The sequence below is a fragment of the Acinetobacter sp. V2 genome (assembly GCF_001188385.1).
In the GTDB taxonomy this organism is placed as follows: Bacteria; Pseudomonadota; Gammaproteobacteria; order Pseudomonadales; family Moraxellaceae; genus Acinetobacter; species Acinetobacter oleivorans.
Genome location: NZ_JZFB01000001.1, coordinates 1,760,310 through 1,773,271, shown reverse-complemented (window position 1 = coordinate 1,773,271; position 12,962 = coordinate 1,760,310). Strand labels below are relative to the sequence as shown.

11 protein-coding genes are annotated in these 12,962 nt (G+C 39.4%); 3 read left to right on the top strand and 8 right to left on the bottom strand.

Annotated elements, in window-relative coordinates; genetic code table 11:
* The 8 genes from tolA to UC75_RS08115 all read right to left on the bottom strand — a co-directional run.
* Window positions 1-771, bottom strand: a 771-nt coding sequence (gene tolA, locus UC75_RS08150; RefSeq protein ID WP_128825221.1) for a cell envelope integrity protein TolA, incomplete at its 3' end; no start/stop codon positions are given.
* 3 nt (window positions 772-774) lie between these two features.
* The gene (gene tolR / locus UC75_RS08145; RefSeq protein ID WP_004790658.1) at window positions 775-1,227 is read right to left on the bottom strand and encodes a protein TolR; all 453 of its coding nucleotides are present in this window, start codon (window positions 1,225-1,227) and stop codon (window positions 775-777) included.
* Window positions 1,227-1,925, bottom strand: coding sequence for a protein TolQ (gene tolQ / locus UC75_RS08140; protein WP_004790660.1), 699 nt, complete (start codon window positions 1,923-1,925; stop codon window positions 1,227-1,229). The genes tolR and tolQ overlap by 1 nt, the downstream gene beginning before the upstream one ends.
* Before the next feature lie 23 nt (window positions 1,926-1,948).
* Complete coding sequence (gene ybgC, locus UC75_RS08135; protein WP_004699892.1) at window positions 1,949-2,356, bottom strand: tol-pal system-associated acyl-CoA thioesterase; 408 nt, start codon at window positions 2,354-2,356, stop codon at window positions 1,949-1,951.
* A 212-nt stretch (window positions 2,357-2,568) separates the two neighbouring features.
* Complete coding sequence (locus UC75_RS08130; protein ID WP_049837259.1) at window positions 2,569-3,903, bottom strand: M20 family metallopeptidase; 1,335 nt, start codon at window positions 3,901-3,903, stop codon at window positions 2,569-2,571.
* A 204-nt stretch (window positions 3,904-4,107) separates the two neighbouring features.
* On the bottom strand, window positions 4,108-5,112 hold the full coding sequence (gene ruvB, locus UC75_RS08125; RefSeq protein WP_004790665.1) for a Holliday junction branch migration DNA helicase RuvB: 1,005 nt from the start codon (window positions 5,110-5,112) through the stop codon (window positions 4,108-4,110).
* A gap of 7 nt (window positions 5,113-5,119) precedes the next feature.
* Window positions 5,120-5,719: a Holliday junction branch migration protein RuvA gene (gene ruvA, locus UC75_RS08120; protein ID WP_049837258.1), complete on the bottom strand. Its 600-nt coding sequence runs from the start codon at window positions 5,717-5,719 to the stop codon at window positions 5,120-5,122.
* 93 nt (window positions 5,720-5,812) lie between these two features.
* Complete coding sequence (locus UC75_RS08115) at window positions 5,813-7,153, bottom strand: deoxyguanosinetriphosphate triphosphohydrolase (RefSeq protein ID WP_004790671.1); 1,341 nt, start codon at window positions 7,151-7,153, stop codon at window positions 5,813-5,815.
* A gap of 309 nt (window positions 7,154-7,462) precedes the next feature.
* Here UC75_RS08115 and purL point away from each other — a divergent pair, with 309 nt between their 5' ends.
* From purL to UC75_RS22485, 3 genes are all read left to right on the top strand, one after another.
* Window positions 7,463-11,296 (top strand): phosphoribosylformylglycinamidine synthase, encoded by a 3,834-nt coding sequence (purL, locus tag UC75_RS08110; protein ID WP_049837257.1) that lies wholly within the window; start codon window positions 7,463-7,465, stop codon window positions 11,294-11,296.
* An 82-nt stretch (window positions 11,297-11,378) separates the two neighbouring features.
* Entirely contained in the window at window positions 11,379-12,584 is a 1,206-nt protein-coding gene (locus UC75_RS08105) for a multidrug effflux MFS transporter (protein ID WP_049837256.1), read from the top strand.
* Window positions 12,585-12,784: 200 nt separating this feature from the next.
* Window positions 12,785-12,910, top strand: coding sequence for a KGW motif small protein (locus UC75_RS22485; protein ID WP_016137349.1), 126 nt, complete (start codon window positions 12,785-12,787; stop codon window positions 12,908-12,910).
* Window positions 12,911-12,962: the final 52 nt, after the last annotated feature.

The window sequence follows — 12,962 nt, the reverse complement described above, 5'->3', positions numbered from 1 at the left end:
TTCAGCTTTACGTTTAGCATCGTCATTAGCTTTTTGCTGTTTAGCTTTAGCGTCTGCTTCAGCTTTACGTTTAGCGTCGTCATTAGCTTTTTGCTGTTTAGCTTTAGAATCTGCTTCAGCTTTTTGCTTAGCTTCTTGCTGTGCTCGAAGTTTAGCATTTTCGGCTTTTTGAGCCTCACGTTTTAGCTTTGCATCGGTCTCTGCTTTTTGTTTAGCTTCTTCAGCAACTTTTTGTCTTGCCTTGGCATCTGCTTCAGCTTTTGCACTTTGTTCAGCCTTACGTTTTTGTTCAGCTTCGGATTTTGTTTTAGCCTCAGCTTGGCGTTTAGCTTCAGCTTGCTGCTTTTGTATTTCCTCTATACGTTGCTGTTCTGCTACTTGTTTAGCTTTTGCAGCTTCTTCAGCTTTACGTTTTTGTTCAGCTAATTTTGCTTGTTGTGCCTGTTCGACCTTTTGCTTTTGAGCAGCAAGTTGTTGAGCTGTTGGAGGAGGGGGCGTAGCCGGAAGATTTTCAGGAAGCGTTTCATCCACAATAGGGGTTAACACCTCTTTTGCTTCATTGGTAGCTGTGGTCTCTTGTTCAACTTCTTTGGCTAACGGAGGAGGTAAATCTTCTGGCTTAACTAAAATAGTTGTTAGCTTTTTTGGCTGTTCAGGTGGTTTACTCAAGCCTAAAAAAAGCAAGCCAACAATAGCAATTGCATGAACTCCTAGTGTAAAGCTCAATGCAATCGCATTTTGTTTAAAGTGTGGCTTTTGATTTTTATTCATAGCTTATTTTAAAGGCTCTGTCAGAAGGCCAACTTGAGTTAAACCTGCTTCTTGTAAACTTGCCATCAATGATACGACTTCTCCATAAGGACGAGACTTATCACCATTGACTAAAACTGTGAGTTGTTTATTTTCTTGTTCAGCTTGCTTTTGAGCACCGCTTAAAACTTCTTCAAGTTTTTCACGAGACAATGGTTCACTATCTTTGTAATCTTCATACTGAAGATAAATATTGCCATCTTTACCAATGGTTACCATGGCTGGCATATCTTTTGATTCGATTGGATGGTTATTTGCTTGAGGTAAATCGACTTTAATACCACTAGTAATCATGGGAGCAGTCACCATGAAAATAACCAAAAGTACGAGCATAACGTCAATATAGGGTACGACGTTCATATCACTTTTTAGTGGTTTTTTTATGCGCTCAAAGCGCCCTGAACGCTGAATTGCCATTATGCATCTTCCTGTGATGAACCCACAGACTGACGTTGCAATAAGGCAATCATCTCTTCAGCAAATAAAGCACGATCAGAGTAAACACTTTCACTTTTAGAAGTGAAGTGGTTAAAAGCCAATACAGCAGGAATTGCAGCAAATAAACCAATTGCGGTTGCAATAAGTGCTTCGGCAATACCAGGTGCAACAGTTGCCAAAGTGACTTGATCAACAGCAGCTAAACCAATAAATGCATTCATAATTCCCCAAACGGTACCGAATAGACCGATGTAAGGAGCTACAGAACCAATACTTGCTAAAGTACCTAAGCCGTATTCTAGATGGCTCTGATCACGACTCAAACCTACACGTAAAATACGTTCAGTCCCTTCAATCGTTTGTGAAACAGGGGCCTGACGTTTTTTAAGTTTAAAAAACTCACTCAACCCTTGATAAAAAATATCTTCAAGACCTGAGCGTTTTGAATTGAGCTGGGCATTGTTGTAAAGCGTATTGAGTTCAGCACCCGACCAGAACATTTTCTGGAAATGTTCATCTTCTTGATGTGCTTTTTTATAACTCATATGTAACTTGGCAATCAGATACCAACTAAAGATTGATGCTAACAATAAAATTAGCATGACCAACTGAACGACTGGACTTGCCTGTAAAATAAGGTCAGAAATATGCAGGGTTGATTCAATGTTTGTTGCCATAGTTACATATGCCGGTTGTTTTTTTAGTCTTGTTCCAATTCTTTACGAATAAGATCACGTATTTCTTCTGGAAGACGACGAGCTACAAGTTCTTTGCTTAAACATGCCAACTCAACCTCGCCAGAAGCAAGCAAGATTTCACCACGATAAATATTTTGTTGCAACACAAATGACGCAGCTTTACATGAAACTACACGTGCTGTAACAGTAATTAAATCATCCATTAAAATAGGACGCATGTATTTTACGTCAATTTTGTGTACGACAAAGTTGTAGTCTTTTTGATGCCAGTAATGATCAACGCCAGAAGCACGGAGCCATTCAGTACGAGTACGTTCCATATAGCGAATGTGGTTGGCATGGTAAACAATACCACCTGCGTCCGTATCTTCAATATAAACACGAATGTTGAATTCAAAATGATTCGCCATGAGAGGATTCCGTTTTAGTTCACTATAGAGCTTTATATTTAAAATATGGCTTTGAATAAAACATTGGTTCCATTCAAAAGCCATACATCTGCTTTTAAATACGGGGCAGTTTAGCAGATTGCATACTAAGTCCTATGGCACAACCTTTCAATTGCGATTGCTGAATTTCTAATCTAAAAACGCTACATCTTATGGCTAGCAAGCTTTTTAAGTTAAGAGGGCTTCCATGAAGTTTGGACTTGTTTTGATATATTCGGATAATCTAATACGAATCTTACATGCAGCTCTGTTCCAGTTTTTAAGGCTTTGTCATCTACAATAAAATAGGGATTATGATTCGGTGCAGCCTGACTTAAGTCTTGATTTTCTGGTGTCGCCCCTAAGAAAACAAAAAATGAGGGCATTAACTTGCCATAATAGGCAAAATCTTCACTAGCGCTTGCATTGTGATCAAGCACATGCAGTTTTGAATCTCCTACAACTTTGGCTAATGTTGGCTGAATAAGTTGAGTAAGGGTTTTATCATTCATGGTTACTGGTGCATAAGGTGCAATTTCAACTTTAGCAGTTACATCATTGGCTTGAGCATTATGCTCGATCATGATTGGTAAACTTTTTAAGATATTATTTCTTATTTCTTCGTTATTAGAGCGAATGGTACCAATCATATTGACCTGTTCGGGAATCACATTTCCTGCTGTACCCCCTTGAATGTTGCCAATACTGACTACGCCCATCCCTTGGGTTAGATCTGTTCTTCGGCTAATCAGACTTTGCAAATTATTAATCATTTGTGCCGATGCATAAATTGGATCTCTGCCTAACCATGGCGTCGAACCATGAACCTGCTTGCCGTTGACCTGAATACGTAAGTGGTCTGCACTATTTAAAATGGCACCATCTTTATAATAAAGATGACCACTTTTCATACCTGCAATGACATGCATTCCAAACATAGCTTCTGGTTTATAGTCTTTAAAAGCACCATCAGCGATCATTTTTCGTGAACCGATTTGATCACCCTGAGTGAAGTTATCTATATCTGCACCACCTTCTTCAGCAGGTTGGAAAACAAAAATAACTGTGCCCGATATTTTATCTTTATTTGCAGCTAAAATTTTTGCTGCGCCTAATAACATTGCAGTGTGTGCATCATGTCCACATGCATGCATCACATAAGTTTCCTTACCTTGATAGATTGCTTTTTGTTTACTGGCAAAGGGAACACCGCTCTTTTCTTCCATAGGTAAAGCATCCATATCTGCTCTAAGCGCAATAATAGGGCCAGGTTTATTACCTTTTAAGATGCCAATTACACCTGTTTTCGCATAGCCTGTTTTGACTTGAATGCCATAAGACTTTAATTCTTTTTGAACAAGGGCAGAGGTTTTAAATTCCATATTGCCGAGTTCAGGGTGTTGGTGAATGTTTTGTCTTAGCTGAATGACTTGATTTTCATTTTGTTGAGCAGCATCGTTAACCCAATCTGCTAGGCTCAGTTGACTCATTAAGGCAAGTGGTAAAAATAAAGCGGCTTTCTTATACATATCCTTATCCTAAAAATATTATTGTTCATAAGATTTAATATCTAGATTTCTTATAATTCAGTTTTTAAAAATATTAAAAAATCAATAAGGTATAAAGAAAGACTTAAAAGGTATAGAGTGGCTAAGTTATTGATAAAAAATTTTTTATTTGAATTAAAAAAGAATTGGTAAATTAAAAAAGGAAGAGAAAATTCTCTTCCTTGATTAGTTTTTAGGCTCAGGTGGTGTCATTCCAAACTGTAAATAAGATTGGTTGGTTGCAATGCGACCTCGCGCAGTCCGCATCACATAACCTTGTTGAATTAAATACGGTTCAATCACATCTTCAAGAGTGCCACTGTCTTCAGCCATAGCGGCTGCAAGTGCTTCAACTCCGGCAGGGCCACCATCAAAACGTTCTAATAGCATGCTCAAATAACGGCGGTCTAGGGTGTCTAAACCTGCTTTATCAACATTGAGCATATCAAGCGCACGTTGTGCCATTTCATGAGTCACTTCACCTGTACCTTTCACTTGGGCATAGTCACGAACTCGACGTAATAAACGATTGGCAATACGTGGTGTACCACGTGCACGGCGTGCAACTTCTTCTGCACCCTCAACGGTAATGGGTACATTCATCAAGTTTGCAGAGCGTGACACAATATGAGTGAGGTCTTCTACAGAATAGAACTCAAGACGTTGCACAATACCGAAACGGTCACGTAGAGGAGAGGTGAGCAAACCTGCACGTGTTGTAGCCGCGACAAGTGTAAACGGGGGTAAATCGAGTTTAATTGAACGAGCAGCAGGGCCTTCACCAATCATGATATCTAATTGGTAGTCTTCCATCGCTGGATAAAGAATTTCTTCAATCACAGGAGAAAGGCGGTGAATTTCATCAATGAACAAGACATCGCCTTCTTCAAGGTTGGTCAGCATTGCAGCTAAGTCGCCCGCACGCTCCAAAACTGGCCCTGAAGTAGATTTAAGATTTCCGCCCATTTCACGCGCAATAATGTTGGCAAGGGTAGTTTTACCCAAGCCCGGTGGACCAAAAATCAGCGTGTGGTCGAGTGCTTCACCACGACCGCGAGCTGCGCCAATGAAAATTTCCATTTGCTCGCGTACTACAGGTTGTCCGATGTAGTCGGCAAGAGAAGTTGGTCGAATAGCCCGATCAAAATGATCTTCAGGCTTTTCCGCTCCACTGATTAGACGGTCTTGCATAATTGTTTTACTTCATCATTGATTTAAGAGCAGCACGAATAATATCGGCTGATTCTGTGTAATCGGCTTTAACCGCAGCAACAGCTTTTTGTGCTTCAAGTGGCTTATAACCTAAAGATTGCAAAGCGGCTTCTGCTTCTGCCACAGGCGAGTTTGCAGTGAACTGAATTTGAGGCAGGCTAGCTGAAGTAGAAGTGCCTTGGGCTAATGTTTTGAAACGGTCACGAAGCTCAATCATTAAACGTTCAGCTGTTTTTTTGCCAACACCCGGAACTTTGACCAGCGTATTAATATCATCATGTTCAATGGTGTGAACCAATAGCTCAACGCTTAGTGTCGATAGAATACCCAATGCCATTTTCGGGCCGACACCATTTACTTTTAATAAGGTGCGGAAAATTGTTTTCTCTTGAGCATCGCTAAAACCGTAGAGTTGTTGAGCATCTTCACGAACAACCAAATGGGTCCATAACGTAACTTTTTGGCCTTTTTGTAATTGGCAAAATGTTGAAAGTGGCGTATCAATTTCATAACCCACACCATTTACATTCAGTAATACAGTTGGGGCTTCTAGGGCAAACACTTCGCCAATTAAACATCCGATCATAGATTAGTTTCACTTATTCATAACTGTAAATCTGGTCGTTTTAACACTAATTAAAAACGACACTGGTTTTATTTCTTTCTATATTAAGCCAGCTTAAAACAAGCCAATTTTATTACCTTGTAGCTCTTGAGCCAAGCTATAAGCCTGATGATCTGAAAACTTACTGATAATATCGAGTACTTGCATAATATTGCTGTAATGATTATTGCTAAAGTTAGCACCATACAGATTAAGGATAGACATTAAACGTTGTTCTTTAAAACTTAAAGATTTATGTGGTGTGGTCAGCGGTACAAATGCATCCAAAATTGTTTGCAAACTTTGATGCGCAATAATTTCTAAGCCAGACTTTTGTGGATGCTCAAAAATTTTATCACGTGCCAGATTTTTGGCTGTTTCGATACCAATTGCAATATCGGGTGAGCAATATTGTAAAAGGTTACCTTTAAGCTGACCTGTAATGATTTCATAATGATGTTTAGCAAAAGCTGTGGTGACTTCATCCACAAGCCGTTTCATAACCCGACCACGTAATGCCGAAATCTTTTGTTGCCATGTACTATTTGGATGTGACAATTCTTCAGGCTGACCATAGTCGGCAATAAGGTTTAAGAAAATTGGCTCAACTTCTTGGTAACTCAGCATATTTAAGATAATGCCATCTTCTAAGTCAATTAAAGCATAGCAAATGTCATCTGCGGCTTCTAACAAATAGGTGAGCGGGTGACGGCAATAATGGTATTCACCTAATTGAATAAGTCCGAGTTGTTCTGCAATCTGTTTTAAAATTTCTTTTTCAGATTGATAACAACCAAACTTTGCTCGTTGATGAGAAGGGCGATCACCTTGTGACGCAATGGTTTTTGAAAGCCATGGATACTTTAAATAAGCCCCTAAAGTTGCATAGGTTAAGCGCATTCCTCCATCATTTGGATGATAGTCAATGCGACTTAATAAACGTAATCCTTGAGCATTGCCTTCAAACTGACGTACATCGGCCTCTTCTTCGGGACTTAGCTTTTTTAAAAAATCATCATGTGAGGCATCATCGAACCACTCACGGATTGCATATTCACCTGCATGTCCGAAAGGTGGGTTGCCAATGTCGTGGGCAAGACAAGCTGCTTGAATAATTGCACCGACATCAGCAGGGGAAATCCAGACGGGTAATTCATTTTTTATTTTTTCTGCGGCAAGCATACCCATTGAGCGGCCAATACAGGAAACTTCAAGAGAGTGAGTTAAACGGGTATGAATGCCATCATGTTGTGCGAGTGGGTGAACTTGCGTCTTACGGTTTAGCTGACGAAAACTTTGAGAAAATATAATACGGTCATAATCTTTATGGAATGGGCTACGAGCCAGTTCTGTACTGCTTTTTTTACTACCTAAACGAACTGCAGAAAGCAGCTCTAACCAACGCATTTGTTCCATTTATCATTATTCAAAACTGTAAAACCTGATCATGCCAAAAAAAAGTTAAAAGCACTAGCTTGGTGCGACATAGTTTGTCTTAGTTCAGGTTTTATTATGTTATTGAATAAACATGAAACAATTTATTTTTAGCTAGAATGCCTAAAAAAATGATTTTGAACAAAAAACTACTCACTTCTTGCAGAATTAGGTTACAGAATACTGATTCTACATCTAGCTGATTTTAGCAAGAAGCAGTAGAATATGCGCTCTCTCTAAAGTCACATTGCGGTAAGGTTCACAAGACCTGCCCGTGGAGCCAAAATCAACATGTTTATCGTGGCCGGTGCAGCAGCACATTCTTCTTTTAAGAAAGCTCAACTATTAACACGTTTATCGTCAATTAGTTCTGTTCAATCTTTTGACAGCCAATGGGTCTATTTGTTTGATCAAGCGCTCAACGAGCAGCAACATCAATCTGCTTTGCAATTATTGAATGACGGTGAGTCTTTTGAACTTCGTCAATCTGCAAGTGATGAGATTCAGATTTTAGTTACACCACGTGTGGGTACTATTTCACCTTGGTCTTCTAAAGCAACTGATATTTTCAAAAACTGTAATACACCAGTACACCGTTTAGAACGTGGTCTTTTATTCACGTTAAAAGGTGTTACTGAAATTACGAATGAAGTTAAACAAGTACTTCATGACCGTATGACAGAAACAGTTTTTGCTCAAATTGATGATGCAAAAGCATTATTTTCAGAAACTGCTCCAAAACCATTAAATTCAATTGATATCTTGGGTCAAGGCAAAGAAGCTTTGGTTAAAGCTAACAATGAGTTTGGTTTTGCGTTATCTGAACAAGAAATTGATTATTTAACTGAAGCATTCATTAAGCTTGGTCGTAATCCGAATGACATCGAGTTGATGATGTTTGCACAAGCAAACTCTGAGCACTGTCGTCATAAAATCTTTGGATCTGAATGGACAATTGATGGTGAAAAACAACCATTATCATTGTTCCAGATGATTAAAAACACTTATAAAGAATCTCCAACTGATGTGTTATCGGCATATAAAGATAATGCTTCAGTAATTGTGGGTTATGACACGATGCGTTTTTATCCGAAAGCGGATGAAAATGGTCACTTTGTTTATAAATATAAGAGCCAAGCTGCTCATATTTTAATGAAGGTTGAAACTCATAACCACCCAACAGCAATTTCTCCGTTTGCTGGTGCTGCAACTGGTTCAGGCGGTGAAATCCGTGATGAAGGTGCAACAGGTCGTGGTGGTAAACCAAAAGCTGGTTTAACAGGTTTCACAGTTTCGAACTTAAACATTCCTGGTTTTGAACAGCCTTGGGAAGAAAACTACGGTAAACCTTCACGTATGGCATCGCCATTACAAATCATGATTGAAGGTCCATTAGGCGGCGCGGCATTTAACAATGAATTCGGTCGTCCTGCGTTAAATGGTTATTTCCGTACTTTCGAACAGAATGTAAATGGTGAAGTGAAAGGCTTCCATAAGCCAATCATGATTGCTGGTGGTTACGGTAATATCCGTCCTGACCATGTAGAAAAAGATGCGATTCAACCAGGTGATTTACTCATTGTATTGGGTGGCCCTGCAATGTTAATCGGTCTTGGTGGCGGTGCAGCATCTTCTGTAGATAGCGGTACAATGGGTGAAAGCCTTGATTTCGCTTCTGTACAACGTGAAAACCCAGAAATGGAGCGCCGTTGTCAAGAAGTAATCGATACTTGCTGGCGTTTAGAAGACTTCAACCCAATCGTTTCTGTACACGACGTTGGCGCGGGTGGTCTATCAAATGCTATGCCTGAACTTGTGAACGATCATGAGTTAGGTGCAGTTCTTAACCTTCGTAAGATTCCTTCATTAGAACCGGGCATGAGCCCAATGGAAATCTGGTCAAATGAAGCACAAGAGCGTTATGTTCTTGCTATTCGTCCAGAATCTTTAGAGCAGTTCGAAGCAATCTGTGCACGTGAACGTTGTCCGTTTGCTGTGTTAGGTGAAGCAACTGAAGCACGTCACTTAACAGTTGAAGATCCATTGTTCCAAAATGATGCTGTTGATATGCCAATGCAGGTAATGCTTGGTGGTACGCCACGTATGCAACGTTCTTATGAAACTATTGAACGTAGTGGCGATGATTTTGACGCTTCAAAAGTTGATTTGAAAGATGCGATTTTCCGCGTATTGAAAAACCCTACAGTTGCGTCTAAATCATTCTTGATCACAATTGGTGACCGTTCAATTACAGGTATGGTTGCACGTGATCAAATGGTTGGTCGTTGGCAGGTTCCTGTTGCAGATGCAGCAGTAACAACAACAAGTTTGCAAGGTTTCACTGGTGAAGCAATGGCAATGGGCGAACGTCCACCAGTTGCATTGTTAAATCCAGCAGCATCTGCTCGTTTGGCAGTTGCTGAAGCAATTACCAATATTGCATGTGCAAACATTGAACAAATTAGTGATATCAAACTTTCTGCAAACTGGATGGCTGCTGCTGGTCAAAAAGGTGAAGACCAAGCACTGTTTGAAGGCGTGAAAGCAATTGGTATGGAAATGTGTCCTGCTTTAGGAATTGCGATTCCAGTAGGTAAAGACTCGCTTTCAATGCGTACGACTTGGAATGACAACGGCGAAGATAAAGCCGTAACTTCTCCAATGACGGGTGTAATTACTGCATTTGCTCCAGTAACTGATGTTCGTAAGACCTTAACACCTGAACTTAAAAATTTAGAAGATTCAGTACTTGTACGTATTGATTTATCTAAAGGTCAGTTCCGTTTAGGTGGTTCGATTCTTGCTCAAGTATATAAAGCAATCGGTTCAATCACTCCGGATGTTGATAGTTTTGATGATTTCAAAGCGTTCTTCGCTTTAATCCAAGACTGGAACAATCGTGGCCTAATTCAGGCTTACCATGACATCGGTGATGGTGGTTTATTAGCTTCTGTAGCTGAAATGATGTTTGCTGCACGTTTAGGTGTTGCGTTAGAAAACCAGACTACTGCGGGCTTATTTGCAGAAGAAATTGGTGCAGTACTTCAAATTAAAGCAACTGATTGGGAAGCTTTACAAGCAGAAATCGCAGCTTCTAGCTTAAAAGATGCAATTGCGGTAGTTGGTCGTGTAAACAACTCAGATCAATTATCTGTAAATGGTTTAACTTTAGATCGTGCTGAATTACAACAAGCTTGGTCTGAGGTATCTCATCAGATCCAACGTTTACGTGATAACGTAGAAACTGCTGATCAGGAATTTTCATTAATTACTGACAATGCACACCAAGGTTTAATTGCTAAACCAACATTCGACTTGAATGAACCTATTGAAGCGCCGTTCATTAATACACGTCGTCCTAATATGGCAATCTTGCGTGAGCAAGGTGTAAATGGTCATATTGAAATGGCAGCAGCTTTTGACAAAGTTGGCTTTAATACGATTGACGTACACATGAGCGATTTACTTGCTGGTCGTGTAAGCCTAAGTGATTTCGAAGGTTTAGTGACTTGTGGTGGTTTCTCTTACGGCGATGTAATGGGTGCAGGTGGTGGTTGGGCAAAATCAGTATTGTTTAATGCTAAATTACGTGATCAGTTTGAACAGTTCTTCCATCGTGAAGAAACATTCAGCTTAGGTATCTGTAATGGTTGCCAAATGTTATCACAATTGGCACCGCTCATTCCGGGTGCTGAGCACTGGCCACGTTTCCACCGCAATATGTCAGAAGTTTTTGAAGCTCGTAGCGTAAACGTTCGTGTTGAAAAATCTGTTTCTGTATTACTTGATGGTATGGAAGGTTCAATCTTACCGATTGCTGTTGCACATGGTGAAGGTCGTGCTGTTGCAAGTGAAGCTAACATTGCAAGCTTGAATGCATCTAACCAAGTTGCATTGCGTTATGTTGATAGCCACGGTAACCCGACTCAACATTACCCATTGAACCCGAATGGTTCACCTGAAGCGATTACTGGTGTTACTTCTAAAGATGGTCGTGCAACGATTATGATGCCGCACCCTGAGCGTACTTTCCGTGCAATTCAGCACTCTTGGAGTCCAGAAGAGTGGACTGAAGATGGTGCATGGTTACGTATGTTCCGTAACGCACGTAAGTTTATTGGTTAATAGAAAAATTGAAATAAGCCACCGTAAGGTGGCTTATTTGTATGTAGTACAATGTAAATAGAATAAATAGTAGAGAAGAAAAATGAAATCAAAAATCCATTTCCGTGAATTCGCATTGCTCATGGCATTGCTCATGTCGATTGTTTCTTTTTCGATAGATGCAGTTTTGCCTGCTTTAGGCGAGATTGGACGTATTTTTGAATTAAAAAATAGTAATCAGTCACAATGGGTCATCATTGGTATTTTTTCTGGCATGACCATTGGGCAGCTCATTGCAGGGCCTCTATCCGATGCGATTGGGCGTAAACGCATTTTATTCACAGGAATTATTATTTATTTTCTGGGAAGTTTATTGTGCTTTACAACACAAAGTTTTGAGTGGTTTTTAGTTGGGCGCTTTATTCAAGGTATTGGTGTTTCAGGGCCTTATGTTGCTACGATTTCAATTGTTAGAGATAAATACAGCGGAGCTCAAATGGCTCGCATCATGTCTTTAATTATGATGGTATTTATGGTGGCTCCAGCAGTTGCACCAAGTTTAGGACAACTCATTATTCATTTCTTTGGTTGGCGTGAGATCTTTGTTTTATATATGGTTTATGCCACAGTGATTGGAGTATGGGTTGCTTTACGATTAGAAGAAACATTACTTCCTGAAAATCGTTTACCTATGCGTTTACAAGCATTTCAAGAGGGTTTTAAAGAAGTTGTAAGTAATAAAACTACCATGAGCTATTTGTTATGTGCAGGCTTTTGCTTTGGTGGATTCATTGGTTATTTGGGAACTTCTCAACAAATTTTTATGCAGCAGTTTGGTAAAACAGGCCAAGAATTTAGTGCTTATTTTGCCGTGCTTGCTGGTGTGATGGGAATTGCCTCATTTACAAACTCTAAAATTGTTATGAAGTTTGGTATGCGTCCAATCTGTATTTATGGCTTTTTAGGCTTGTGCTTAATTTCTTTGATTTTCTTGGGAATTCAGCTTTTAGGCGTGGCTGTATCATTCTGGATGTTTATGCTTTATGCCTGTATTTTATTTTTATTATTTGGAACTCTATTTGGTAATTTAAACGCGATTGCGATGGAACCAATGGGGCATGTCGCTGGAATGGCATCGGCTATTATTGGTGCAGCTTCCTCTGTCTTGTCACTTATTCTTGCCTCTATTATTGGGCAGTTATATAACGGTACATTAATTCCAATGACTTGTGGTTTTGTCATTTTATGTGGTTTGGCTTTCGCTATGACAATATATGAGAATAGATATTTAAAGAAATCGGATGCGTAAAATTATAGGGATGAAGATAAATCATTGAATTTTCAAATTTCTTCAAACTATTAGCTGCATATGGATTTTTGAAGCTCTTGAAGCATTTTAAAAAAACGTATAAAAGTATAGGTAGCTTACTATTTAACCACTTATGCTTTATTTAAGGTTGGTTCAATTTTTGCTTTCTCTGTAACAACGATAAAAAATCGGAGATCAAAATGATGAAAAATGAAAATCATATAAAAACGTTTTATAAAAAAGATAAGGGCTGGCAATTGTTTGGTTTAGCGCTTGCCATTCAAATCCTCTTTATTGGAGTAAATTATTTGGTAATGATGAGCTGACTTTGATCTTGAAGCTTTTTTAACGGTATGATTTAAAGCATGTTCACAAGTT

What these genes read in the sequence shown, in the direction of transcription:
- tolR (WP_004790658.1), bottom strand. Translation starts at nt 1,227, where the DNA reads ATGGCAATTCAGCGTTCAGGGCGCTTTGAGCGCATAAAAAAACCACTA.
- tolQ (WP_004790660.1), bottom strand. Translation starts at nt 1,925, where the DNA reads ATGGCAACAAACATTGAATCAACCCTGCATATTTCTGACCTTATTTTA.
- ybgC (WP_004699892.1), bottom strand. Translation starts at nt 2,356, where the DNA reads ATGGCGAATCATTTTGAATTCAACATTCGTGTTTATATTGAAGATACG.
- UC75_RS08130 (WP_049837259.1), bottom strand. Translation starts at nt 3,903, where the DNA reads ATGTATAAGAAAGCCGCTTTATTTTTACCACTTGCCTTAATGAGTCAA.
- ruvB (WP_004790665.1), bottom strand. Translation starts at nt 5,112, where the DNA reads ATGCAAGACCGTCTAATCAGTGGAGCGGAAAAGCCTGAAGATCATTTT.
- ruvA (WP_049837258.1), bottom strand. Translation starts at nt 5,719, where the DNA reads ATGATCGGATGTTTAATTGGCGAAGTGTTTGCCCTAGAAGCCCCAACT.
- UC75_RS08115 (WP_004790671.1), bottom strand. Translation starts at nt 7,153, where the DNA reads ATGGAACAAATGCGTTGGTTAGAGCTGCTTTCTGCAGTTCGTTTAGGT.
- purL (WP_049837257.1), top strand. Translation starts at nt 7,463, where the DNA reads ATGTTTATCGTGGCCGGTGCAGCAGCACATTCTTCTTTTAAGAAAGCT.
- UC75_RS08105 (WP_049837256.1), top strand. Translation starts at nt 11,379, where the DNA reads ATGAAATCAAAAATCCATTTCCGTGAATTCGCATTGCTCATGGCATTG.
- UC75_RS22485 (WP_016137349.1), top strand. Translation starts at nt 12,785, where the DNA reads ATGATGAAAAATGAAAATCATATAAAAACGTTTTATAAAAAAGATAAG.